The following is a 25,603-nucleotide window of genomic DNA, read 5'->3' as shown; positions in this document are numbered from 1 at the left end:
ACGCCCCGCGCCGCCTATGTCACGTCCATATTGCGGCGCAACAATTGTGAAAAATCAAAGACTTAGAGAAGGCGCCCCAGGGCGTTGGCGATCGTTTCGGCCTTGGCGTCATGGGTGAAGTGGGTGACGAAGCGGCCGTTGCGATCGAGCAGGTAGACGATCGAGGAGTGGTCCATGAGGTAGGGCGACCCCTCCTTGCCGGGCACTTTCTGATAGTAGACGCGATAGGCCTTTGCCACGTCGGCAATCTGCTGCGGCGTGCCGGTGAGACCGATGATGCCTGGCCCGAAATTCGGAACATAGCCTTTCAGCAGTTCCGGCGTGTCGCGCTCGGGATCGATGGTGATGAAGACGAGGTTCACCTTCTTGGCGGCGTCCGGTCCCAGCTTCTCGACCGCCGTCTCCATCAGCAGCAACGAGGTCGGGCAAACGTCGGGGCAATAGGTGAAACCGAAATAGATCAGCGTCGGCTTGCCCTTGAGCTGGTCGCTCGAGAACGGCCGGCCATCCTGGTCGACGAGCTTGAACGGCCCGCCGATCGACGGTTTCCCGCCCTGCGTGGCATCCCAGCCGATCCAGCCGGCAGCGACGACGAGCGCCGCAATCCAGACGCCGAGCAGCGCCTTCATAGTGCGTGACATGGCGTGAACATGGGCTGCACGCGGCGGCTCGACAAGCCGGACGCCTCGTCGCACAACGCTCTCTGACAGTGCGTTTTCGACCGAGAGGGAAAGTACGATGTTCTACGATGCCGCCAAGCGCGACCACGGACTGCCGCAGGATCCGCTGAAGGCGCTGATCGTGCCGCGCCCCATCGGCTGGATCTCCACCATCGACGGCCAGGGCCGGGTCAATCTCGCCCCCTACAGCTTCTACAACGGCGTCGGCGAATTCCCGCCCATGGTCTACTTCGCCATCACCGGCACCTACGGCGACACGCCGACCAAGCACAGCCGCATGAACGCCGAGGAGACCGGCGAGTTCGTGGTCAACATGGTGACCGCGGAGATGAGCGAGAAGATGAACATCACCACCGCGATGGTGGCCTACGGCATCGACGAGATGAAGCTCGCCGGCCTGACGCCCGAGCCCTGCCGTTTCGTGAAGCCGCCGCGGGTCAAGGAATCGCCGGTGGCGCTCGAGTGCAAGTACTGGAAGACGATCGAACTGCCGGAAGAGCCGGGTCACGAGGCCAAGCGCGGCTCGATCGTACTGGGCCAGGTGGTCGGTATCCACATCGACGACGCCATCCTCAAAGATGGCAGGGTCGACATCATGTCCATGAAGCCGGTCGCGCGGCTGGGCTACAGCGAATACACGACGGTCGAGAACGTCTGGAAGATGCGCCGTCCGGACGATCCTCGGTTTCAGTGAGTTAAACTGTCGTCCTGAGCGCAGCGAAGGACCTGACGGAACGACCAGCGGGCTCCTGAGCGGGCGCGAGATCCTTCGCTGCGCTCAGGATGACAAAGGGTAGTCGTCGTCTTTACGCAACTAGTGACCCGCGACGACCGGCGCCACTGACCGCGCCATCGCGAGCACGCGCTTGTCGGCCATGGCCTCGCCCATCAGCATGAAGCCGACCGGCAACTCGCCGGCGGCATGACAGGGCAGGCTGATGGCACAGCGGTCGAGGAAGTTGCCGACCGTGGTATTGCGCAGCAGCAGCATGTTCTTCTTCGTGAAGCCCTCGGGCGTCGACACTTCGTCGATCGTCGGCGCCACGATGGCGCAGGTCGGCATGATCACCGCATCGTAGTTCGAGGTGATCGCCGAGACGCGACGGCAGAGGTCGGCGCGCTTCGCGAGCAGTTCGATGTAATCGGCCGCACTCATGTCCTTGCCGCGCATGATGCGCGGATAGACCAGCTGGTCGTAATCCTGGCCGCGCCGCGCGATCAGCTCCTTGTGCCAGGCATAGGCCTCGGAGGCGGCGAAGCCGCCCTTGGCGTTGATGGCCGGCAGTTCGTTCAGCTCGGCGAGGTCGATCTGCTCGATCTTCACGCCCTTGGCTGCCAGCGCCTTGCAGGCGCGCTCGAAAGCCTTGGCTACCGTCGGGTCGAGCTCGTCCATTACGAAGTGCTTCGGGATGGCGAAGCGAAGTCCGGCGAGCGGCGCCGCGGCGGGTACCGAGATCGGCCCCATTCCGAATTCACCGGCGAAGACGGCGTCGACGATGGCGCAATCCTCGACCGAATTGGCCAGCGGCCCGATCGAATCGAGCGAGGTCGAGAGCGGAACGACGCCGTCGATCGGCACACGGCGCGCCGTCGGCTTGAAGCCGACGAGTCCGCAGACGGCCGCGGGAATGCGCACCGAGCCGCCGGTATCGGTACCGAGGGCTGCGACGGCCATGCGGTCGGCCACCGAGACGGCGGCACCGGCGGAGGAGCCGCCCGGCACGCGCGTGCGGTCGGCGGGATTGCCCGGCGTGCCGTAATGCGGGTTGAAGCCGACGCCCGAGAAGGCGAACTCGCTCATGTTGGTGCTGCCGACGATCACCGCGCCGGCGGCGCGCAGGCGCGCCACCACGGGTGCGTCTTCTGTCGCGGGCCTGGCATCGTCGAGCGCCTTCGAGCCCGAGAGCGTCGTCTCGCCCGCGACGTCGCACAGGTTCTTGATCGAGACCGGAATGCCGGCGAGCGGCGAAGGCACGAGACCGGCCTTGCGCATCGTGTCGCTCGCATCGGCAGCGGCCAGCGCCTGGTCCTTCCAGACTTTCACGAAGGCGCGGCTGCCTTCGCCCTTGGGGTCCGCGATGCGCGCGAGCGCCTCTTCGGTGAGCTTGCGCGAGGTGGTGCGGCCGGCGGCCAGGTCCGCGGCGAGTTGGGTGATCGTCGGGTTGGCCATCGGAGTCCTTACTTGCCGCGGTGCTTCACGAGATCGTCGACGACCATCGGGTCGGCGAGCGTGGACGTGTCGCCCAGGTTGCTGAAATCGTTCTCGGCGATCTTGCGCAGGATGCGGCGCATGATCTTGCCCGAGCGGGTCTTGGGCAGGCCGGGCGCCCACTGGATCACGTCGGGCGTGGCGATCGGGCCGATCTCCTTGCGCACCCAGGCGACCAGTTCCTTGCGCAGCTCGTCGGAGGGCTGCTGGCCGGCCTTCAGGGTGACGTAGGCGTAGATGCCCTGGCCCTTGATGTCATGCGGGAAGCCGACCACGGCGGCCTCGGCCACCTTGGTATTGGCGACCAGCGCGCTTTCCACCTCGGCGGTGCCGATGCGATGACCCGAGACGTTGATCACGTCGTCGACCCGGCCGGTGATCCAGTAGTAGCCGTCTTCGTCGCGGCGCGCGCCGTCGCCGGTGAAGTACTTGCCCGGATAGGTCTTGAAGTAGGTCTCGATGAAACGCTGGTGATCGCCATAGACCGAGCGCATCTGGCCCGGCCACGAGTTGATCAGGCAGAGATTGCCGGTGCAGGGGCCTTGCAGTTCGTTGCCGTCGGCATCGACCATCACGGGCTGCACGCCGAAGAAGGGCAGGGTCGCCGAGCCGGGCTTGAGCGCCGTGGCGCCGGGCAGCGGCGTGATCAGGATGCCGCCGGTCTCGGTCTGCCACCAGGTGTCGACGATCGGGCAGCGGCTGTCGCCGACCACGCGGTGGTACCACAGCCAGGCCTCGGGATTGATCGGCTCGCCGACCGAGCCCAGCAGGCGCAGGCTCGCGCGCGAGGTCTTCTTCACCGGCGCCTCGCCCTCGCGCATCAGCGCGCGGATGGCGGTGGGCGCGGTGTAGAAGATGTTCACCTGGTGCTTGTCGATCACCTGCCAGAAGCGACTGGTATCCGGGTAGTTGGGCACGCCCTCGAACATCAGCGTGGTGGCGCCGTTGGCCAGCGGTCCGTAGAGGATGTAGCTGTGGCCGGTCACCCAGCCCACGTCGGCGGTGCACCAGTAGACGTCGCCGTCGTGATAATCGAACACGTACTGGTGGGTCATCGACGCATAGACGATGTAGCCGCCGGTCGTGTGCAGGACGCCCTTCGGCTTGCCGGTCGATCCCGACGTATAGAGGATGAACAGCGGATCCTCGGCGCCCATTGGCTCGGGCGTGCACTCGGCCGGCACCTTCGCCGCGATCTCGTGCCACCAGACGTCGCGGCCGGCCTCCCAGGCGACCTTGCCGCCGGTGTGCTTGACCACCAGCACCTTCTTCACACCCGGCGCCTTCTTGAGCGCCTCGTCGCAATTGGCCTTGAGCGGCACGTGCTTGCCGGCGCGCAGACCTTCATCGGCGGTGACCACGACGTTGCTGTCGCAATCCACCAGGCGGTTGGCGAGGCTGTCGGGCGAGAAGCCGCCGAACACGACGGAATGGATGGCGCCGATGCGCGTGCAGGCCAGCATCGCGTAGGCCGCCTCGGGGATCATCGGCAGATAGATGGTGACGCGGTCGCCCTTCTTGACGCCGAGCTCCTTTAGCGCGTTCGCCATGCGGCAGACTTCGTCGTGCAGCTTGCGATAGGTGATCTTCTCGGATTTCGCCGGATCGTCGCCTTCCCAGATGATGGCGGTCTGGTCGGCGCGCTTGGCGAGGTGACGGTCGATGCAGTTGGCCGAGACGTTCAGGACGCCGTCGTGGAACCAGCGGATGCGGACGTCGCCGTTGTAGTCGACGTCGCGCACGGCGGCCGGGCTGTAGGGCTTGATCCAGTCGATCCTCTTGCCGTGCTCTTCCCAGAACCGGGCAGGATCCTTGGTCGAGGCCTCGTACATCGCCTCGTACTTGGACTTGTCGACATAGGCGCGCTTGGCCCAGTCCGCGCTGACGGCGATCACTTCATCGGCCATGGCTTTCCTCCAGCTTCGGCTTTGTGCCTTGAATTACCTGCGTTCTAGCCCGCTGCCGCGGGGCTCGGCAATTCGACTTTGGGCGTCACTCGCTGAACCAGGTCGTGAAGTCCTGGATCGGCGCGCGATCGGTGATCAGGCTGTTGGGCACCACGTCGGGATCGGCATAGCCCAGCGCCAGGCCGCAGATCACGGTTTGGTCCTCGGGGATATTGAGCTCGCGCCGCACCACGTGCTGGTAGCGGCTGAAGGCGGCCTGCGGGCAGGTGTGCAGACCCTTCTCGCGCGCCAGCAGCATGAGCTGGTCGAGGAAGATGCCGCAGTCGATCCACTGGCCGTTGCCCATGCGCTTCTCGACGCTGAGGATCATGCCGACCGGCGCGTCGAAGAACTCGTAGTTCTTGCGGAACTGCTTCATCATCCCGGCGGCATCGCCACGCGGCACGCCGAGCAGGGTGTAGAGCTGCTTGCCGACGAGCTTGCGGCGCGCATCGTAGACCGGCGTCATTTCCTGCGGATAGACGTTGTACTCCGCGCCCGGGCCGTTATCGCCGGCATCCATCGCCGACAGGATCGCCGCGGAGAGCCGCTTCCGCGCCGCGCCCATGGTCACATAGAGCTTCCAGGGCTGCAGGTTGCCGTTCGACGCCGAGCGGTTGGCGTTCTCGATGATCCATTCGATGTCGGCCTTGGCCACGGGATCCGGCTTGAAGACGCGCATGGAGCGGCGGGAATTGACGGCTTCTGACACGCGCATGGACGGCTAGCTCCGGGTGAGATGACGACGCAGGAAGTCGAACAGCGTACGCCGCGCGGCGGCGTTCTGCTGCTCGGTGAAATAGTGGGTGGCGCCGGGGATCACGACGGCCTCGGCCTCCTTGCCGTGGGCCACCAGCGCCTCGGCCATGGCGAGCGACTGCTCGACCGGCACGTTCTCGTCGCGGTCGCCGTGCAGCAGCAGCACCGGCGCGTCGATCTGCGCGACCCTCAGGATCGGCGAGCGCACCGGCAGGCCCTCGGGCCCGCAGAGATCGTCGAGATAGTCGCGCATGTAGGGATTGGCCTCGCGCCAGCGCGCCAGATCCGTCGGCGCGAAGAAGGCCGCGACGGCACGGATCGGCGGCTTGTGGGCCGCGGCGAGCAGTGCCACCTGTCCGCCCATCGAGGCGCCGACCAGCGCGATGCGGTCGCGATCCACCAACGGGCGCTTGGCCAGCCAGTCGATCGCCGCCAGCACGTCGAGCGGCTGGCGCAGGCCCTGGTCGTTCTCGCCCTCCGAGCCCAGCCAGCCGCGCAGCGACAGCGCGAGGGCGGCATAGCCGTTGGCCGCGGCGGCGCGCGCCAGGCCCACCATGTTGTGGGCGTGGCCGGCAAAGCCGTGCAGCAGGATCAGCGCCGGATAGGGCGGCTGGCCGGCAACCGGCTTGAAGAAATAGCCGCCCAGGCTGACGCCGTGGCCGGGCACGCGCACCTGCTCGGCGTCGGGAACATCGGGCAGGTCGTCCCAGCGGTGCATGACCTCGATGGGAACGCCGTCGGGGTCGCGGAAGCCCACCGAGTAGTAGCCGGGCGCGAGATAGTCGAGTTCCTGCGGCGGCTGGATGATCTCCGCGCCGGCATCGCGCAGTTCGGCGAACACCTGGTCGACCTGGCCGCGGCTCTCGGCCGACACGGCAAGCCACAGGGCACCCGGCCCGTAGGAAATGCCGTCCTTGGCCTGGCGCATCACGAAATGATCGTAGCCGCGCGACCACATCACCCGGTCGGGGCTGGCCCAGACGCGATGGAAGCCCAGCATCGGCAGCCACAGGCGATGGAAGGCGACGGAACGTGCGAGGTCGCTCACCTCGATGGCCGCGCCAGCGAAGGAAGAACGCGGTCGCATCAGCTCGGCTCCAGGCCCAGGGCCAGCAGCTCGTCGCGCCGCAGATGCTGTTCGCCTGCGAGGAAGAACTCGTCGAGCTGCGGCGGCTTCACGGCGGTGCCGGCCAGCATCGCATGCGCCTGGCCGCGATGATGCGTCTGGTGCTGGAAGAGATGTTCCAGGATCGAGATGACGCTGGAGGGCGGCGGCGTTCGGTTGGGCCGTGGCAGCGCCAGGCCCTCGGCCAGGCTTTCCTGGGTCTGGCGTTCGCAGAAGGCGAGCAGCCGGCGGTCGCTGGCGATCTGGGCGTCATAGAGCGACGCAGCGTCGGAAAAGTCCGGAACCGGATCCTGGTATCGGCTCAGCACCGTCGGATCGCGGTGAAGCGCGTCGATGTAATAGACGTCGACCCAGAGGATGTGATTGAGCGTGGCGCGCAGCGAGGGGAAGAAGCTGGTGCGCGGAGCGGCGAACTCCTCCGGCGTCAACGCCTTGCAGGCATTGAGTAGCCGGTGGTTCGCCCAGATGTTGTTGCGGGCCATGGCGACGGCATGGCCTGGCAGCCCCGTCGCCATGGGTCCCGTGTCCTTCGACGTCAGGCCGCGTGGGCCAGGTTGCGCAGCACGTAATGCAGCACGCCACCGTTCTTGAAGTAGCCGACCTCTTCCGCGGTATCGATGCGGCAGGTCAGCATGATCGTCTCCGACGCGCCGTCGGGGCGATGGATGGTCAGCGGCACGTCCATGCCGGGCTTCAGCTCGCCGTCGATGCCGCTCACGTCGTAGGTCTCGCGACCGGTGAGGTTCAGCGTCTTGCGCGTCATGCCGTCCTTGAACTGCAGGGGCAGCACGCCCATGCCGACCAGGTTCGAGCGATGGATGCGCTCGAAGGTCTCGCAGACCACCGCCTTGACGCCCAGCAGGTTGACGCCCTTGGCCGCCCAGTCGCGCGAGGAGCCGGTGCCGTATTCCTTGCCGGCGATCAGGACCTGCGGCGTGTGCTCCTTCTTGTAGCGCATCGCCACGTCGTAGATCGGCTCGGGCTGGTCGGTCGTGTAGTGGTGCGTGTAGCCACCCTCGATGCCCGGGACCATCTCGTTCTTCAGGCGGATGTTGGCGAAGGTGCCGCGCATCATCACCTCGTGATTGCCGCGGCGCGTGCCGTACTGGTTGAAGTCCTTGGCCTCGACGCCTTCCTCCATCAGGTACTTGCCGGCGGGGCTGTCCTTGCGGATCGAGCCGGCGGGTGAGATGTGGTCGGTGGTGATCGAGTCGCCGAACTGGCCGAGCGGACGGGCGCCCGTGATGTTGGTCAGGGCCGCCGGCGTCTTGCCCATGCCCTCGAAGTAGGGCGGGTTGCGCACGTAGGTCGACTTGTCGTCCCAGGCGTAGGTCAGGCTGGGCTTGGTCTTGATGCCGCGCCAGAACCGGTCGCCCTCGAAGACATTGGCGTAGCGCTTCTTGAAGGCCTTGGCCGTCACGAACTTGTCGACGGTCTTGGAGACCTCCAGGTTCGAAGGCCAGAGGTCCTTCAGATAGACCGGCTTGCCGCCCTTGCCGATGCCGATCGGGTCCTTGGTGATGTCGATCTTCATCGAGCCGGCCAGCGCATAGATGACGACCAGCATCGGCGAGGCGAGGTAGTTGGCGCGGGTCAGCGGATTGACGCGGCCTTCGAAGTTGCGGTTGCCCGAGAGGACCGAGCTCACGACCAGGTCGCCGTCGCCGATCGCCTTGGTGACCGGGTCGGGCAGCGGGCCGGAATTGCCGATGCAGCTCGTGCAGCCGTAGCCGACGAGATTGAAGCCGATCTTGTTCAGGTCCTTCTGCAGGCCCGAGGCTTCGAAGTATTCGGTCACGACCTGCGAGCCCGGCGCCAGCGAGGTCTTCACCCACGGCTTGACCTTGAGGCCGAGCTTCACCGCGTTGCGCGCGATCAGGCCGGCGCCCAGCATGACGTAGGGGTTCGAGGTATTGGTGCAGGAGGTGATGGCGGCGATCACCACGTCGCCGTGGCCGAGGTCATAATTGGTGCCGTCGCACTTGATGCGCTTGCCGTCGTCCTTGCGGTCGAATTCCTTCTCCATGTTCGCGACGAACTGCTGCGCGGCTTCCGTGAGCGGCACGCGATCCTGCGGGCGCTTCGGGCCGGCGAGGCTCGGCACGACGTCGCCCAGGTCGAGCGACAGCGTGTCGGTGAAGACCGGTTCCGGCGACTTCTTGGAACGCCACAGGCCCTGCTTCTTGGCATAGGCCTCGACCAGCTTGGCGGCCGTGCCGCGGTTGGTGGTCTTGAGGAAGCCCAGCGTGATGTCGTCGACCGGGAAGAAGCCGCAGGTCGCGCCGTACTCGGGCGCCATGTTGGCAATGGTCGCGCGGTTGGCCAGCGGCAGGTCCGCCAGGCCGTCGCCGTAGAATTCGACGAACTTGTTCACCACGCCCTTCTTGCGCAGCATCTGCGTGACGGTGAGCACCAGGTCGGTCGCGGTCGCGCCTTCCTTGAGCTTGCCCGTCAGCTTGAAGCCCACGACGTCGGGAATGACCATCGGCTGCGGCTGGCCGAGCATGGCGGCCTCGGCCTCGATGCCGCCGACGCCCCAGCCCAGCACGGCCAGGCCATTCACCATTGTGGTGTGCGAATCGGTGCCGACCAGCGTGTCGGGATAGGCGATCGTCTCCTTGCCTTCCTTCTTGGTCCAGACCACCTGCGCCAGGTATTCGAGGTTCACCTGGTGGCAGATGCCGGTGCCCGGCGGGACGACGCGGAAATTGTCGAACGCCATCGCGCCCCAGCGGAGGAACTGGTAGCGCTCGAGGTTGCGTTCGTATTCCAGCTTCACGTTGGCGCCGAAAGCGCTCGAATTGCCGAAATTGTCGACGATCACCGAGTGGTCGATCACGAGGTCGACCGGGACCAGCGGGTTGATCTTCTTGGCGTCGCCGCCCAGCTTGCCCATGGCATCGCGCATGGCGGCGAGATCGACCACGGCGGGGACGCCGGTGAAGTCCTGCATCAGCACGCGGGCGGGGCGGAAGTTGATTTCCTTGGTCGAGCGGCCGCCATTCTTCAACCATGCCCCGAAGGCCGCGATGTCGGTCTTCTTGACGGTCGTGCCGTCCTCGTGGCGCAGCAGGTTTTCCATCAGGACGCGGAGAGAGAACGGGAGGCGGGACAGGTCGCCGACCTCCTTCTCGACCGCCTTAAGGCTGAAATAGGTATAGCTGCGGCTACCGACCTTCAGTGTCTTTCGAGCCTTGAAGCTATTGGGATGGGCGGCGGCCATATCTTTACTCCTGGAAGGTCGGTCTCTGCGGATGTTGCGCAAAATAGGGGCATGAACCTCGACAGGCAATCGGCGGATGCGGCTTTGCGGCCGTTGTGTCAGATTGGACGCATGCGACGTCAAATCGGTCACGTATTTGGGGTTCTTGCAGCGTATCTCGCCCTGTCGGGAGAGGCGGCGGCGCAGCGCAATGCGGCCGAATCCTGGGACCCCAGCGCCCGCGGCTTTGCATCCGGCGGGTCGCCGGCCCCCTCGCTTCCCGGTGCGACGGGCGGAAATGGCGGGGCGACCCTCGAATCACTGAACAAAATCCTGTCGGCGTCGCAGCTCTCGGCCTTCGACCGTTCGATCTATCTCAGCATCCGCGCCTTTCAGTTGAGCCGGCTCGGTCGCGAGGCCGACAGCCAGAAGGACATTGCCGAGATGGGCAAGGTGCTGCCGGGCGACTGGCAGGTCGTGCTTTCGAGCACGATGCCGGGCCTGGCGGGCGGCGGCGACCGGGCAGCGGCCTTGCGCACCCTGGACAGTGCCCTGCAGCGCAAGCCGGGCGATCCGTCCCTGACGATGGCCCAGGCCCAGGTCTACATGCAGATCGCCGACTTCTCGCGCGCGCTCGGCCTGCTCGATACCGCCCTCGCGGGTGCCCAGACGCCGGGTGAACAGCGGTCGGTGTTCTTCTACCGTGGCCTTGCGAACTTCAATCTCGGCAACTATGCGCAGGCGGTCGACGATTTCGACGCCACGCTGGCCGGCCGCCCCGATTTCAAGACCAAGCAGGCGCCGCTGCTGTGGCGCTATGCGGCCCAGGTCCGTGCCCGGCGCGATGCGCGCGCCACCCTTGCCCGTGACGTCGGGGCGGAGAGCCTCAACGAGTGGCCTGGTCCGATCGTGCGCTTCCTGCTGGGCAAGGGCTCGGCCGGCGAGCTCGAGGTCGCCGCCGAATCCGACGACGGGGCCAAGCGCAGCAACGGCAAGTGCCCATCGGCCTTCTTCATCGGCATGGATGCGGTGCGGCGCGGCGACAAGCAGCGCGCCCGAGAACAGTTCCAGCTCGCCCAGGCCCGCTGCCCGACCGTGTCGGAGTTCAACTGGGCGGCCTCGAGCGAGCTGAAGCGGCTTTAGCAAAGCATGCAGCCGGCGACTTTCTAAAGCGGAGCGAAGGATCTCGCGCCAGCCACGCAGTCCTTTGGTCGATCCGTCAGGTCCTTCGCTGGGCTCAGGACGACAGGGGTGGGCTTTTACCCCAGCAGGGCCAGGGGCGACACGAAGCGCGTGATCTCGGACAGGACATGGGCCGGCTGCTGCAGGTGCGGGCTGTGGCCGCAGTCCGGCACCAGCCGAGTCTCGCAATAGCCGCCGACCTTGCCGGCAATGATGCCGAGCTGCAGTTCGGAGCCGTATTCGTCGTCCTCACCCTGGATCGCCTGCACCGGCACGACGACGCCCGGCAGCCTGCCCTTGGCGTCCATCGGCTCGAAACCCGGCGAAACCCAGGAATCCGCCCAGAGATGGAAGGCGCCGTCGACATCGGCATGATACTTCGCGAGCCTCTGGCGCAGGTCGCCGGAGGCGAAGGCCTCCCGGGCCCGGGCGATTGCCTGGACGCAGATCGGCTCGTTGATCGCGTGTGCGGCCAGGGTCACCACTGCGCGCAGCGGCTCGGGATCCGCCGCGGCGTAGTTCAGTGCGATCGTGCCGCCGTCGCTGTGGCCCACCAGCACGCAATCCTCGACGCCGAGCCCGGCAAGGAGGCGCGGCAGGACGAGATCGGCCTCGATCTCCATGTAGCGGACACCGGGAGCGGCCGGCCACGGGCTCGACTGCCCATACCCGGTGCGGTCGTACACGATGCCGGCGCAGCGCGTGGCGTCGCACAGCTTCTGGGGGAAGTCGCGCCACATCTCGATGCAGCCAAGGCCTTCATGCAGGAAGACGAGCACCGTGCGGTCGAGCCCGTCGTCACGCGCCGGGGCGATGCGGCGCACCCGCAGACGGCGGTCGCCAAGATCGATGAGTTCGTCTGTCGAGGACATCGCCCCCTTTTCAGGGCCCCTCAGGCTGGGGTCAAGGCCGCGTCAGGCCGTCGCCAGACCGCCTTGCGACAATCGCGCCGCGGCTCGGCGCCGGGAGAAGACGGCGATCATGGCCGGCAGGACGGTGAGGAAGAGGAAGGGCGCCAGCAGGGTGCCGCCGACCACGACGATGGCGAGCGGTCGCTGGACCTGGCTGCCGATCGCCGTCGAGAAGGCGGCAGGCAGCAGCCCGACGGCCGCGGCGACGCAGGTCATCAGCACCGGGCGCATCTGCTGTTCGCAGGTCTCGCGCAACGCCTGCTCGCGTTCGACGCCCGCGGCGATCAGGCGGTTGAAGCAGCTCACCAGCATGATGCCGTTCATCGCCGCGATGCCGAACAGCGCGACGAAGCCGATGGCGGCCGAGATGCTGAACGACATGTCGGCAGCCCACAGGGCAAGGATGCCGCCGGACAGCGCCAGAGGCATGGCGGCGCCGGCCAGCAGCGTGTCGGTCAATGAGCCGAAGCTCACATAGAGCAGCAGCAGGATCAGGCCGATGGCGATCGGCACGGCGATGGCGAGGCGCGCAATGGCGCTCTCGAAGTTGACGAAATCGCCGGCCCAGTCGAGCCGGTAGCCGCTCGGCAGCGGAACCTGTTCGGACACTTTCTGCTGGGCCTCCAGCACCGCGCCGCCGAGATCGCGGCCGCGCACGCTGAACTTCACCGGGATGTAGCGCTCCTGCTGCTCGCGGTAGATGTAGAAGGCGCCCGTGTCGAGCTTGACCGTCGCGACCTCGCTCAACGGGACCTGCATGACGCTGCCGTTGGGACCGATGGCGCCGAGGGAGATTCGGCGGATCGAGTCCATGTCTTGGCGGTAGCGCGGCGCGAGGCGCACCAGCAGCGGGAAGCGACGGTCGCTGCCCTCCTCGTAGAGATCGCCCGCCGCCTGCCCGCCGATTGCCGCCTGGATCGTGGCGTTGATGTCGCCCGGCGAGAGGCCGTAGCGCGCGGCCTTGGCGCGGTCGATGTCGATGCGGATGGTCGGCTGGCCGAGCAGCGGCGGCACCTGGATGTCGGTAATCCCGGGCACGCCTTCCAGCACGCGGCGGATGTCGATGGCGATCTTGCGCAGGGTGAGGAGGTCGGGGCCGGAAACCTTGATCGCGTTCTCCGCATCGATGCCCGAAGCCGCTTCCTGCACATTGTCCTGGATGTATTGCGAGAAGGCGAAGGTGACGCCGGGAAAGGCCCGGCGCAGCGCGTCGCTCATCTCGGCGATCAGCTCGGGCTTCTCCATCCCCTTGCGCCATTTGCCGGCAGGCTTCAGGGGCACGAAGAACTCGGCATTGGAGAAGCCGTCGGGGTCGGTGCCGTCGTCGGGCCGGCCGTGCTGGGAGATCACCGTCTCGACCTCGGGGAAGCTCTTCACCAGCTTGCGCATGCGGTTGACGTATCCGTTGCCCTCGTCGAGCGAGACCGACGGCGGCAGGGCGGCGCGCATCCAGATGTTGCCTTCCTCGAGCTTGGGCAGGAACTCGAGGCCCACGGTGCTCCCCGCGACTCCGGCCGCCAGCAGTACACCCAGGCCGACGGCCAGCATGGCGTGACGCCAGGCAAGCGCCAGCGAATAGGCCTGGCGATAGAGACGGCGCACTCCCCGGACGAGGAAAGTCTCGGTCTCGGAGACCTTTTCCGGCAACAGCAGCGCGGCGAGTGCCGGCGACACGGTGAAGGTCGCGATCAGCCCGCCCGCCAGGGCGTAGGCATAGGTCTGTGCCATCGGGCCGAAGATGCGCCCCTCGACGCCGGACAGCGTGAACAGCGGCAGGAAGCCCGCGATGATGATGGTGGCGGAGAAGAAGATCGCCTTGGTCACTTCGCCCGAGGCTTCGTAGATCGTGAACAGCTTGCCGGTGAGGCCCTCCGGCTCCTCGCGCACGGAGGACCGGGTGGCGCCGGCATGACCCGCTTCCGCGAGATGCCGGAAGATGTTCTCGACCATAATGACGGTGGCATCGACGATGATGCCGAAGTCGATCGCGCCCATCGACAGAAGGTTCGCCGACTCTCCGTTCACCACGATGATGACGACCGCGAACAACAGCGCGAAGGGAATGGTGGCGGAGACGATCAGCGCGCTGCGCAGGTCGCCGAGGAACAGCCATTGGATCAGGAAGATGAGGCCGACACCCATCACCATGTTGTGCAGGACGGTGTGGGTGGTGACGTCGACCAGAACGCTGCGGTCGTAGATTCGCTCGATGCGCACGCCGGGCGGCAGCAGGCTCGATGCGTTGATGCGTTCGACCTCGCGCTCGACGGCGCGCAGTGTCGGCATGGTCTCCGCGCCGCGACGCATCAGAACGATGCCCTCGACGACATCGTCGTCGTCGTCGTGGCCGGCGACGCCCAGCCTCGGTTCGTTGCCGACGGCGATGTCGGCGACATCGGATACCAGGATGGGCGAGCCGTCGCGCACCGTGAGCATGGTGCTACGAATATCGTCCATCGACCGGATCTGGCCGACGGCACGCACGACCGCCGATTGCGGCCCGAGATTGACGGTGTTGGCGCCGACGTTGATGTTGGCGCCGTTCAGCCCGTCGATCACCTGCTTCAGCGTGAGCCCATGCGCCTGCAGCCGGTCGAGATCGACGGTGACGTCGAAGCTCTTGCTCTTGCCTCCCCAGGTCGTGACGTCGATTACGCCGGGCACGGCCTTGAGCCGGCGCAGCAGGATCCAGTCCTGCATCGTCTTCAGTTCGGTGACGCTGAAGCCTTTGGGACCGACCACGCGATAGCGGAAGATCTCGCCGATCGGGCTGGTCGGCGAGATGATGGGCTGGGCGCCGTTGGGCAACGGGCCGAGCTGGGCCAGCCTGTTGGTCACCAGCTGGGCGGCCTCGCGGTAGGTCAGGTCGTAGGTGAACTGCACCTTCACGTCGCTGAGGCCGGTCAGGGAGATGGAGCGGATGGACTTCACGTAGGGAAGTCCCGCCATCTGCACTTCCATCGGGACGGTGATGTAGCGCTCGATCTCCTCGGAGGACTGACCGGGGTTCTGAGTCACGATGTCGACCAACGGTGGCACCGGGTCGGGATAGGCTTCGATGTTGAGACGTTTGTAGGCGAACAGGCCGCCGCAGATCATCAGGACGGCGAGAATCAAAACCAGAATGCGCTGACGTAGTGCAGCGCCAACGATTGCATGCATCCGCGACCCTCGTGGCAGCCGTTGGGCGGCGGTGCCTTCACGAGCAGCTAGATCACAAGTCGCGCAGACACACTAGCATTGCGAGTACATCTCCTATGCGAACTGCGTGGCGTGTGCATTGCGCGGTGCCGCGAGTTGCAGTTCACCGGATATGCCGTGGACATCCTCATCGACGAATTGCTGCCAGTCGTCGAACGTCATGCCGGTGCCCGCTGCCTCGACCAGCGTCTCTTGTGAGACCAGCAGCGGGAAACGGTACTTCTTGGTGAGGCGCTCGATGCGTGAGCAGACGTTCACGGCATGGCCGACGATGGAATATTCGAGGCGCTGCTCGTCGCCGATGGCGCCGATGACGACCTCGCCATAGTGGACACCCACGCCAATGCGCACCGGCGGCTCGCCGCGTCCTGCGCGTTCGACGTTCCAGGTGTCGATGCCCGCGATCAGCCGGAGGCCACATCGGATGGCGGCGGCAGCGTCGTCGGGCGAGGGTTTCAAGGCACCGAACACCGCGAGCATCCCATCGCCGATGAACTTGTCGATGAGCCCGCCCTCGGCCTCCACGATGCGCGATATCCGGGTGCGATAGTCCTGCAGGAAGCGGAGCAGAGCGTCGGGTTCCATGGTCTGAACCGAGGCGGTGAAGTCGCGCATATCCATGAACAGGATCGCGGCGTTCGCCCGCCGGCCACGGGCCGCCCGGAGCCCTTCACGCGCCAGCCTGTCGACCAGTTCGGAAGGCAGGTAGCGTGAGAGGTTGAGATTCTGCAGCCGCTCCCGGTCGAGACTGTGCCTCAGCCGGTGGGCCAGGAGCGCGCAGGCCAGGAAAACAGCCGCTGTGCCGATCCCTTCGACGCCGTAGTAGGTGAACCGGGGACTGATGAAGTCGGGCGGTGGGTTGGCGCCGATCATCCAGGCGAAGGCGGTCAGCGCCGCAATCAGGCCGATCGAACGGCCCGCGAGCCAAGAGGCCCCGAAGATGACCACGAGATAGAGCGCCGTAAGGCGCAGGTCGCCGGTGGCGATGTCCGCATAGCCCACGCCGGCCGACAGGACGAAGGCCACCAGCAGCACGACCGCCTTGGAGGGGGCCGTTCGCCTTCCGGGGGCCGTGCGCGCCATGACACCCGGCCCACAAGTTCAGCGCTGGGTATTTGAGGAGATGGACCAGGGAGAGGCCGGCGGCTTGCAGCGCGACCGGCCATTCCCCGGGCCGGCGCCGTCGCGATTCCACCAGCCGCCGCCCAGCGACTGGAACAGTGCCGCGGTGTTGGTGAGACGCGCAGCCTGCGCCTGCACGCGCGTGAGCAGCGTCTGCTGATAGGTGAGCTCCGCGATCAGCACGACGACATAGGTCGTGTCGCCAAGTTCGAGGCGCTTGCGCGCGATGGTGAGGGCGGTGGCCGCCGCCCGTTCCGCCTCGACGGCCGACTTGAGCGCCAGCGCGTCGTATTCGAGGGCATTCAGCGTGTCGGCGACGTTGCGGAAGGCGGCGAGCACGATGGACTGGTACTGCGCGTCGGCCTGCTCGAGTGCCGCAACAGAAGACCGCTTCTTGGCGGCCAGCGCGCCGCCGTCGATCAAAGTCTGGATGGCGCTGGCGCCCGTTGTGGCGCCCGCGAGCCCGGGCATGAACAGCGTGCCGAGCGACAGCGCGCTGCTGTTGATGCCGAAGCCCAGCGTCACCTGCGGCAGCTGGTTGGCGATCGCGACGCCGACCTGGGCGCTGGCGGCATGCAGGTTCGCCTCGGCGGCGCGAACATCGGGCCGTTGCTCGACGAGCTGCGAGGGCAGGGTGAGCGGCAATTCGTACGGAAGCTTGAGATCGGTGAGCTCGAAGCGCTCGGCGATGGGATCGCTCGGCAGCCGGCCGGTCAGGGTGGTCAGCAGGTTGCGCTGCTGCGCCAGCGCTTTTTCGAGCGGCGGCAAGGTGGACTCGGCCTGTGCCAGGGCGGCCTGCTGGGTGGCGACGTCGGCGCCGGGAATGGCGCCGAGGCCCGACTGGCGCGTCAGGATGCCGAGCGTGTCGCGCTGGGTGGCAATGATGCGCTTGGTTGCCTCGACCTGGCCGCGCAACGACGCCTCGACGATGGCGGCCGCGACGACGTTCGAGGCGAGCGAGAGGTACGTGCCTTCGAGCTGGAAGCACTGCGCCTCGGCCAGCGCCTCGAGCGATTCGATCTGGCGGCGATTGCCGCCCCAAAGGTCGAGTGCATAGGTGATCTGGAGGCCGGCGACGAACAGGCCATAGATCGGTTGCTGGTCGGCCGTGGCCGATTGCAGGCTGGCGGGGGTCTGGTTCTGCGTGGCGTTGAAGGTGCCCTGGACGGTCGGGAACAGGGTCGCCCGCTGGGCGCGCGCGTTCTGCTGGGCAACGCGCAGTCCGGCCACCGCGGCCTTGACGTCAGGGTTGGCGCGCAGCGAGCGCTCGATCAGGCTGTTGAGCTGCGGCGACTGGAACACGCCCCACCATTGTCCGGGAATGTCCATGCTCTGCACGATGCGCTGCGCCTCGCCGCCCGGTATCCCGGCGGCGATCAGGTCGCTCTTCTGGTCGGGAACATAGTTCGCCGTCTTCGGGCCGTCCGGTGCCGTGAAGTCGGGACCGACCGAGCAGCCGGCCAGGAGGCCCGCCGCGACGAGCGGCAGCGCGGCGATGAGGGAGCGTCGCATCATGTTGTCTCCGCGACCGTATCGTGAGGATGTGACGCCGGCGCGAGAGCGCGGCGGCGCGAGAACAGGCCGATCATGGCCGGCAGGACGGTGAGGAAGAGGAAGGGCGCCAGCAGGGTGCCACCGACCACGACGATGGCGAGCGGTCGCTGGACCTGGCTGCCGATCGCCGTCGAGAAGGCGGCAGGCAGCAGCCCGACCGCGGCGGCGACGCAGGTCATCAGCACCGGGCGCATCTGCAGCGAGCAGGTCTCGTAGATCGCCGTCTCGCGGTCGCGGCCGCTGTCGATCAACCTGTTGAAGCAGCTCAGCACCATGATGCCGTTCATCGCCGCGATGCCGAACAGGGCCACGAAGCCGATGGCGGCGGAGATGCTGAAGGACATGTCGGTGATCCAGAGGCCGAGGATGCCGCCGGTCAGCGCCATGGGAATGGCGCTCGCAGCCAGCAACGTGTCGCGGAACGATCCGAAGCTCATGTAGAGCAGGAGCCCGATCAGGCCGATGGCGATCGGTACGGCAACGGCCAGGCGCTGCAGCGCGTTCTTCAGGTTGCCGAATTCGCCGACCCATTCGATGCGATAGCCGCCCGGGATCTGCACCTTCTCCGCGACGCGCTGCTGCGCCTCGATGATGGTGCTGCCGAGATCGCGGCCGCGGACGCTGAACTTCACCGGGACGTAGCGCTCCTGCTGCTCGCGGTAGATGTAGTAGGCGCCGGAGACCAGCTCGACCTTGGCGACTTCGCTCAGCGGCACCTGTGTGAGGTTGCCGTTCGCGCCCTGGACGCCGATCTGGATGCGACTGATCGCGTCGAGGCTCTGGCGGTAGCGGGAGGCGAGGCGGACGACCATCGGGAAGTGCCGGTCGCTGCCGCTCTCATAGACGTCGCCGGCGGCCTGACCGCCGATCGCCGCCTGCACGGTGGCATTGATGTCGCCCGGCGTCAGCCCGTAGCGCGCCGCCTTGGCGCGGTCGATGTCGATGCGGATGGTCGGCTGGCCGAGGGAGGCCGATACGGCGAGGTCGGTGACGCCGGGGACCGTTGCGAGAACCGACTTGATCTCGTTGCCGAGCTTCGACAGCGTCTCGAGATCGTTGCCCGAGATCTTGACGGAGTTCTCGCCCTTCACGCCGGAGGCCGCTTCCTGGACATTGTCCTGGATGTATTGCGAGAAGGTGAACTCGACTCCCGGAAAGGCCTTCTCGAGCGCACTGCTGATCTCCGCGATCAGGGCTTCCTTGTCGAGACCCTTGCGCCACTGGTCCGCGGGCCTCAGGGGCACGAAGAACTCGGCGTTGAAGAAGCCGGTCGAATCGGTGCCGTCGTCGGGACGGCCATGCTGCGAGATGACGGTCTCGGCCTCGGGGAAGCTCTTGATGAGCTTGCGCATGCGGTTGGCGTAGTCGTTGCCGGCCTCGAGCGAGATCGACGCCGGCATCACGGCGCGGATCCACATATTGCCTTCCTCGAGCTTGGGCAGGAACTCGAGACCGATCGTGCTGCCGGCGGCGCCGGCCAGCACCAGCGCGCCGAGACCCGCCGCGAAGGTGGCGCGGCGGCTGGCCAGCGCGACGTTGCGCAGCTTTTCGTAGGCGCGACGCAGGGCACGCACGGCGCGTGTTTCGGCATGCGCCATCTTGTCGGGCAGCAGCAGGGCCGAGAGCGCAGGCGACACGGTGAAGGTGGCGATCAGGCCACCCAGCAGGGCGTACGCGTAGGTCCGCGCCATCGGGCCGAAGATGTGGCCTTCGACCCCCGACAGCGTGAACAGCGGCAGGAAGCCCGCGATGATGATGGTGGCGGAGAAGAAGATCGCCTGGGTGACTTCGGTCGAGGCGTTGAAGATCGTCGCCAGCTTTCCGGTGAGACCATCCGGCGCGCGGCGCTGGGATCCGGTCGGGTGGTCGCTTTCGGACAGATGCCGGAAGATGTTCTCGACCATGATGACGGTGGCATCGACGATGATGCCGAAGTCGATCGCGCCCATCGAGAGCAGGTTCGCCGATTCGCCGCTCAACACCAGCACGACCACGGCAAACAGCAGCGCAAACGGGATCGTGGCGGAGACGATCAGGGCGCTGCGCAGATCACCCAGGAACAGCCACTGGATCAGGAAGATGAGGCAGACGCCCACGACCATGTTGTGCAGGACGGTGTGGGTGGTGATGTTCACCAGCGAGCTGCGATCGTAGATGCGCTCGATGCGCACGCCGGGCGGCAGGATGTTGCCGTTGTTGATCCTGTCGACTTCCGCCAGCACGCCGCTCAGGGTCGGCATGGTCTCAGCGCCGCGCCGCATCAGCACGATGCCCTGCACGATGTCGTCGTCGTCGTTCTGGCCGGCGATGCCGAGCCGCGGCTGGTTGCCCACCGTGACGTCGGCCACGTCGGAGACCAGAACCGGGGCCCCATCGCGGACCGTGAGCATGGTGTTGCGGATGTCGTCCATCGACCGGATCTGGCCGACACTGCGCACGATCGCCGACTGCGAGCCGATGTTCACGGTATTGGCGCCGACATTGATGTTGGCGTTGTTCAATCCGTCCAGTACCTGCTTGAGCGTAAGCCCGTAGGCCAGCAGCCGGTCGAGATTGACGGTGATGTCATAGGTCTTGGTCTTGCCACCCCAGCCGGTGACGTCGACGACGCCGGGGACCGCCTTCAGGCGTCGCTCCAGGACCCAGTCCTGCAACGTCTTGAGGTCGGAGACGGAGTAGCCCGGCGGGCCGACGAGACGGTAACGGAAGACCTCGCCGATCGGGCTGGTGGGCGACAGGGTGGGTTGCGCGCCGTTGGGCATCGGGCTGAGCTGCGACAGCCGATTGATCACCATCTGCGAGGCCTGCTGGTACGTCACGTCGTAGGTGAACTGCACCTTCACGTCGCTCAGCCCGAACAGCGAGACCGTACGGATGGCCTGGACATAGGGAAGGCCGGCCATCTGGATCTCGATCGGGATGGTGATGTAGCGCTCGATCTCCTCGGAGGACTGGCCGGGATTCTGCGTGATGATGTCGACCAGCGGCGGCACCGGATCGGGATAGGCCTCGATGTTCAGCCGCGAGTAGGCGAACAATCCGGCGATGGATAGCACCACGCTCAGGATGACGACGAGGATTCGCTGCTTGAGGGCGGCGGCGACGATGGATTGCATGGGCAACCGATATGTTGGAGAGACGCACCCGAGGGGCGCGCCGGGCCGTCAGTCGCGCTTTGCCGCGCGATCGATGAAGAGTGTGCCGCTGGTCACCACGTTCTCGCCCAGGGCGAGGCCCTTCTTGACCTCGACCATGCCGTTCGCGGTCGACCCGACCTCGATCGGGCGCGACGCGACCGACTTGTCCTGCGGATTTGCAACCCATACGCGGGCGTTGGCGCCCTCATAGACGACGGCTTCCTGCGGCACGGCGGGGTTGGTCGTCGGCTCACCCGTCACGATGCGGAAGCTGGCGAACATCTCGGGCATCAGTTCGCGATCGGCGTTCGCGATCTCGGCACGTACCGGCAGGCGGCGCGTATTGGGGTCGAGGGCCGGTGCGACATAGGCCAGCCTGGCGTTGAAGACGCGGCCGGGATGGGCCAGCACGGAAACCTCGACCGGGGCGCCGACCTTCATCTTCGGCGCGTCGGACTCACGGACGTTGGCGACCAGCCAGACCGTCGACAGGTCGCCGATGTTGAATACGGGATCGGCGGCGCCGGCGTTGATGTACTGTCCGAGGCCGATCTTGCGCTGGATCACGGTACCGGCGATGGGGGCCGACACGATCGCCTCCGCGCCGATATGGTCGACCTTCTCCAGCGCGTCGATCTCGGTGTCGGTGCGGCCGAGGATGCGCAGGCGGTTGCGCACCGCGGCCAGTGCGATCTCGGAGGAGCGCAGGTCGCCCTGGGCCGCGACCAGGTCGGACTGGGCCTGTTCGAGGTCCTTCAGCGAGCCGCCGCGGATCGCCAGCAATTCCTTCTGACGCCTCTCGAAATTCTGGGCCAGCGCGAGCTTGGAACGTGCCTTTTCGACGCCGGCGACGGCACTTACGAGATCGTTCTGCCCCTGCACGAACTCATTTGCCTCGATCGCAAAAAGGGGGTCGCCGCGCTGGACACGCTCGCCCGGCTTGGCGATGAGGCGCGTCACCCGGCCCGAATAGGGCGAGAAGACCGGCGTCGTCGTGTCTTCGTTGATGCCGATCTTGCCGTCGGTCGCGCGCTCGTCGCGGAAGGCGGTCGCTTCGACCGGTGCGATGCGCAGGCTGGCCCACTGGGTCTCGCTGGGACGGAAGGCGCCATCGTTCTCCACGGCCAGCGCCGGTCGAATGAGTGCGTTGGTGGGGCCGGTGTCGAGAGTCCATACCGCGGCGAGCGCGAGGGCTGCGATGCCGGCGCCAGCGAACCACAGGCGGGCGCGGCGCGGACGGGCGGGGGAGGTTTTCGGCGCAGTGGTCATGGCGGGGAAGCTAGTCGCTTCACATTACGTGCGCCTGACTTGCCGCTTGCATGACGATGCAAGGGCGCGGGCCATGCTAAGCTATGACTTGTCGCGACTACGTCAGGGGAGGGCGGACGTCCATGAGAGTCCTTGTCGTCGAGGACAACGCAGAGCTCGTCGCCCTTCTGGTCAAGGGTCTGGCGCGCAGCGGCTTCTCGGCGGATTCAGTGAGCAATGCCGGGGATGCAGAGCATTCGCTGGCCGCCATGCGCTACGCGGCAATCGTGCTCGATCTCGGTCTGCCCGATCAGGATGGGTTGTCGCTGCTGCGGGGCATTCGCGGGCGCGGCGATTCGACGCCGGTCCTCGTGCTCACGGCCCGTGACGGGGTCAGCGACCGGGTCAATGGCCTGCGTGCCGGTGCCGACGATTACCTCGTGAAGCCGTTCGCCATGGAAGAGCTGGTGGCGCGCCTCCAGGCGTTGCTGCGCCGCCCCGGCAATCTGCTCGGTCGCCAGCTCACCTTCGGCAACGTCTCGCTCGAGACCGAGGGGCGCCAGGTCTTCATCGACGGGACGGTCCGGGTCTTCCCGGCGCGGGAAACGGCGATCCTCGAAATCCTGCTGCGGCGTGGCGGCCATGTGGTGCCGAAGCGTCTGTTCGAAGACCAGCTGTTCGGCCTGTCGGGCGATGTCGGTTCCAACGCGGTCGAGGTCTATGTCCACCGTCTGCGCAAGATGCTGGCCGACTGCGGCGCCACGGTGAAGATCCATACCGTGCGTGGCGTCGGTTACCTCCTGGCCGAGGAAAAGGCCGTCGTTTGACGCGGTTCCGCTCGATCATCTCCCGTGTGGTGGCGCTGCACGTCGTGGCGATCGGCGCCACGTCCATCCTGATGCCGCTGGCGCTCTACTGGCTGCTCAACGAGGCCGCCAACAGCCTCCACCGCGATGCGTTGCGCGCGCAGGCCCTCACGATCGCGAGCTTCCTGCGGCCGGCCCCCGACGATGGCGGTGTCACGCTGGATATCCCGCCGGAGGCCCAGCCCATCTATTCGGGCGATTACGCCCTCTATGCCTATGCCATCCTCGATTCGAAGGGGAATGTGCTGTTCACTTCGCGCCCGGGCGATGCGCCGCTCTCGGCGCCGAACGATCCGCTGACCAACGATTCCTTCACGCGACGCCGCAACAAGGGCACTTTGCTCATCGGGGTCAATGTGCCGCGCGCCATCGGCGATCGCCTCTACTGGATTCAGGTCGGTCAGGATCTGGCGCACCGCGACGTGATCATCGACGATATCGTCGCCTCGTTCCTGCCGCGGGTCGCCTGGATCACCTTCCCGATCCTCCTGCTCCTTCTGCTGATCGACATCATGATCTTCCGCCGCGCGCTTGAGCCGGTGCGCGCCGCCTCCGACACGGCGGCGGCGATCGGCCCGACCAGCACCGACATTCGCTTGTCGGAGCAGTCGATGCCGAGCGAGATCGTTCCGCTCGTCCATGCGGTCAACCAGGCGCTCGACCGTCTGGAGGCGGGCTTCCAGGCCCAACGCGAATTCACCGCCGACATGGCGCACGAGCTGCGGACGCCGCTGGCCATCATGCGCGCCCGCGTCGATACGATGGAGGACCTGCCGCTACGCCGCTCGCTGGAAGCCGACATCGTCAACATGACGCGCACGGTGAACCAGGTCCTCGACATTGCAGAACTCGAGGCGTTCGTCGTCGACGGCGATTCGAGGGCTGACCTGCAGGCCGTCTGTGCCGACGCTGTCGCCTTCATGGCGCCGCTCGCCGTAGACAGCGACAAGACGATTGCCCTCACGGGTGTCGAAATGCCGGTGTGGGTGCGCGGCCACGCCGAAGCACTGTTCCGGGCGGTTCGTAACCTGGTCGAGAACGCGATCCGACACACGCCCGCCGGCGGGGCGATCGAAGTCGATGTCGTCGCGGACGGAACGGTCCGGGTGCTGGATGAGGGGCCAGGGGTGCCGTTCGCCGAGCGCGAGACGATCTTCAAGCGCTTCTGGCGGCGTGACCGCGCCCGGCCGGAGAGCCGCGGACTGGGCCTGGCCATCGTGACGCGCGTGGCCGCCGCTCATGGCGGCACCATCTCGATCGACGATCGGCCCGGCGGCGGCGCGGTCTTCACGCTTCGCCTGCAACCCGCGCCCCCGGTGTGAGCCGACGGCGCCAACCCCACGGGACCTCGCGGCAGGACGGGCCTATACTCCGGCCATGGCGGAAGCAGAGATCCGCAAGATCATCCACGTCGACATGGACGCCTTCTACGCGTCCGTGGAGCAACGCGACGATCCTTCGCTGCGCGGCCAGCCGGTCGCGGTCGGTGGGCGGCAGCGCGGCGTTGTGATGGCGGCCAGCTATGAGGCGCGCAAATTCGGCGTGCGCTCGGCCATGCCTTCGGTCACCGCCAAGCGCCTCTGTCCCGAGTTGCTTTTCGTGAAACCGCGCTTCGAGGTCTACAAGGAAGTGTCGCGCCAGATCCGCGAGATCTTCCTCGATTACACGCCGCTGGTGGAGCCGCTCTCGCTCGACGAGGCCTATCTCGACGTCACGACCAACCTCAAGGGCATGCCGCTGGCCTCGGAGATCGCCCGCGAGATCCGGACACGCATTCTCGAACGCACGGGCCTCACCGCCTCGGCCGGCATCTCCTACAACAAGTTCCTGGCCAAGCTTGCCTCGGATCATCGCAAGCCCGACGGGCAGACGGTGATCCCGCCGGAAAAGGGACCGGCCTTCGTGGAAGGACTGCCGGTCGGCCTTTTCCACGGCGTTGGGCCGAAGACGGCGGAGAAGATGAACCGACTCGGTATCCATACCGGCGCCGACCTGAAGACGCAGTCGCTGGAATTCCTGCAGCAGTATTTCGGCCGCTCCGGCACTTACTATCACGCCATTGCGCGCGGCCATGACGAGCGTCGCGTCGTGCCCAACCGGCCACGCAAGTCGATCGGCTCGGAGACGACCTTCATGGAGGATCTCGACCGGCCGGCCGCAGTGGAGGACGGCGTCGCCTCGGTGCTCGAAGATGTGTGGTCCTATTGCGAGCGCACCGGCATCGTCGGCCGCACGGTCACGGTGAAGGTCAAGTATGCCGATTTCCGGATCGTGACGCGCAGTCGGACCCTCGAGGAGGGTGTCGACAGCCGAGACCTGCTGGAACGCACGGCGCGCGAGCTTGTGCGCTCGATCTTTCCGCTCGAAAAGAAAGTGCGCCTGCTGGGCGTATCGCTGCACAACCTGCACCAGCGCGAAGAGCGCAAGGTGTCGCCCCAGATGACACTGGCTCTCTAGGAG

At 66.6% G+C, this 25,603-nt stretch carries 18 protein-coding genes; 5 read left to right on the top strand and 13 right to left on the bottom strand.

Annotated features, from left to right (window positions below; genetic code table 11):
* Positions 1-62: 62 nt before the first annotated feature.
* Positions 63-641, bottom strand: coding sequence for an SCO family protein (locus tag ACQY78_RS15250; protein ID WP_428676418.1), 579 nt, complete (start codon positions 639-641; stop codon positions 63-65).
* 97 nt (positions 642-738) lie between these two features.
* On the opposite strand from ACQY78_RS15250, the gene ACQY78_RS15245 reads away from it, so the two are divergent.
* A complete protein-coding gene (locus ACQY78_RS15245) occupies positions 739-1,374 on the top strand; it encodes a flavin reductase family protein (RefSeq protein ID WP_428676416.1) in 636 nt (211 codons plus the stop codon).
* A gap of 120 nt (positions 1,375-1,494) precedes the next feature.
* On the opposite strand, the gene ACQY78_RS15240 is transcribed toward ACQY78_RS15245, so the two are convergent.
* The 6 genes from ACQY78_RS15240 to acnA form a co-directional block, all read right to left on the bottom strand.
* Positions 1,495-2,850 carry an amidase gene (locus ACQY78_RS15240; protein ID WP_428676414.1) on the bottom strand — a complete coding sequence of 452 codons (1,356 nt, stop codon included), beginning with the start codon at positions 2,848-2,850 and terminating at the stop codon, positions 1,495-1,497.
* Positions 2,851-2,858: 8 nt separating this feature from the next.
* On the bottom strand, positions 2,859-4,796 hold the full coding sequence (acs, locus tag ACQY78_RS15235; protein WP_428676412.1) for an acetate--CoA ligase: 1,938 nt from the start codon (positions 4,794-4,796) through the stop codon (positions 2,859-2,861).
* 85 nt (positions 4,797-4,881) lie between these two features.
* Entirely contained in the window at positions 4,882-5,553 is a 672-nt protein-coding gene (locus ACQY78_RS15230) for a nitroreductase (RefSeq protein WP_428676411.1), read from the bottom strand.
* A gap of 6 nt (positions 5,554-5,559) precedes the next feature.
* Positions 5,560-6,681 carry an alpha/beta fold hydrolase gene (locus ACQY78_RS15225; protein WP_428676409.1) on the bottom strand — a complete coding sequence of 374 codons (1,122 nt, stop codon included), beginning with the start codon at positions 6,679-6,681 and terminating at the stop codon, positions 5,560-5,562.
* Positions 6,681-7,235, bottom strand: coding sequence for a DinB family protein (locus ACQY78_RS15220; protein ID WP_428676407.1), 555 nt, complete (start codon positions 7,233-7,235; stop codon positions 6,681-6,683). The genes ACQY78_RS15225 and ACQY78_RS15220 overlap by 1 nt, the downstream gene beginning before the upstream one ends.
* A 20-nt stretch (positions 7,236-7,255) precedes the next feature.
* Positions 7,256-9,943: an aconitate hydratase AcnA gene (acnA, locus tag ACQY78_RS15215; protein WP_428676406.1), complete on the bottom strand. Its 2,688-nt coding sequence runs from the start codon at positions 9,941-9,943 to the stop codon at positions 7,256-7,258.
* Positions 9,944-10,054: 111 nt separating this feature from the next.
* Here acnA and ACQY78_RS15210 point away from each other — a divergent pair, with 111 nt between their 5' ends.
* Positions 10,055-11,065: a tetratricopeptide repeat protein gene (locus ACQY78_RS15210; protein WP_428676404.1), complete on the top strand. Its 1,011-nt coding sequence runs from the start codon at positions 10,055-10,057 to the stop codon at positions 11,063-11,065.
* Positions 11,066-11,181: 116 nt separating this feature from the next.
* Here the strand turns inward: ACQY78_RS15210 and ACQY78_RS15205 are convergent, their stop codons facing one another.
* From ACQY78_RS15205 to ACQY78_RS15180, 6 genes are all read right to left on the bottom strand, one after another.
* On the bottom strand, positions 11,182-11,976 hold the full coding sequence (locus tag ACQY78_RS15205; RefSeq protein WP_428676402.1) for an alpha/beta fold hydrolase: 795 nt from the start codon (positions 11,974-11,976) through the stop codon (positions 11,182-11,184).
* A 42-nt stretch (positions 11,977-12,018) separates the two neighbouring features.
* Positions 12,019-15,177, bottom strand: coding sequence for an efflux RND transporter permease subunit (locus tag ACQY78_RS15200; protein WP_428676400.1), 3,159 nt, complete (start codon positions 15,175-15,177; stop codon positions 12,019-12,021).
* Between the two features lie 93 nt (positions 15,178-15,270).
* The gene (locus ACQY78_RS15195; protein WP_428676398.1) at positions 15,271-16,299 is read right to left on the bottom strand and encodes an adenylate/guanylate cyclase domain-containing protein; all 1,029 of its coding nucleotides are present in this window, start codon (positions 16,297-16,299) and stop codon (positions 15,271-15,273) included.
* An 18-nt stretch (positions 16,300-16,317) separates the two neighbouring features.
* Complete coding sequence (locus tag ACQY78_RS15190) at positions 16,318-17,853, bottom strand: efflux transporter outer membrane subunit (protein WP_428676396.1); 1,536 nt, start codon at positions 17,851-17,853, stop codon at positions 16,318-16,320.
* Entirely contained in the window at positions 17,850-21,008 is a 3,159-nt protein-coding gene (locus tag ACQY78_RS15185; protein ID WP_428676394.1) for an efflux RND transporter permease subunit, read from the bottom strand. Before ACQY78_RS15185 ends, ACQY78_RS15190 begins: the two co-directional genes overlap by 4 nt.
* 48 nt (positions 21,009-21,056) lie before the next feature.
* Positions 21,057-22,298 (bottom strand): efflux RND transporter periplasmic adaptor subunit, encoded by a 1,242-nt coding sequence (locus tag ACQY78_RS15180; RefSeq protein WP_428676392.1) that lies wholly within the window; start codon positions 22,296-22,298, stop codon positions 21,057-21,059.
* A 122-nt stretch (positions 22,299-22,420) separates the two neighbouring features.
* On the opposite strand from ACQY78_RS15180, the gene ACQY78_RS15175 reads away from it, so the two are divergent.
* From ACQY78_RS15175 to dinB, 3 genes are read left to right on the top strand one after another with little or no spacing between them, the layout of a single operon-like run.
* A complete protein-coding gene (locus ACQY78_RS15175) occupies positions 22,421-23,104 on the top strand; it encodes a response regulator (protein WP_428676391.1) in 684 nt (227 codons plus the stop codon).
* Complete coding sequence (locus tag ACQY78_RS15170) at positions 23,101-24,465, top strand: ATP-binding protein (RefSeq protein ID WP_428676389.1); 1,365 nt, start codon at positions 23,101-23,103, stop codon at positions 24,463-24,465. The genes ACQY78_RS15175 and ACQY78_RS15170 overlap by 4 nt, the downstream gene beginning before the upstream one ends.
* A 55-nt stretch (positions 24,466-24,520) precedes the next feature.
* A complete protein-coding gene (gene dinB, locus ACQY78_RS15165) occupies positions 24,521-25,600 on the top strand; it encodes a DNA polymerase IV (RefSeq protein ID WP_428676387.1) in 1,080 nt (359 codons plus the stop codon).
* Positions 25,601-25,603: the final 3 nt, after the last annotated feature.

Origin of the sequence: Reyranella sp. (genome assembly GCF_965279625.1) — a bacterium.
GTDB lineage: Bacteria > Pseudomonadota > Alphaproteobacteria > Reyranellales > Reyranellaceae > Reyranella.
Note: the sequence above shows the minus strand (reverse complement) of the source record. Positions and strands in the feature narration are given on the sequence as shown.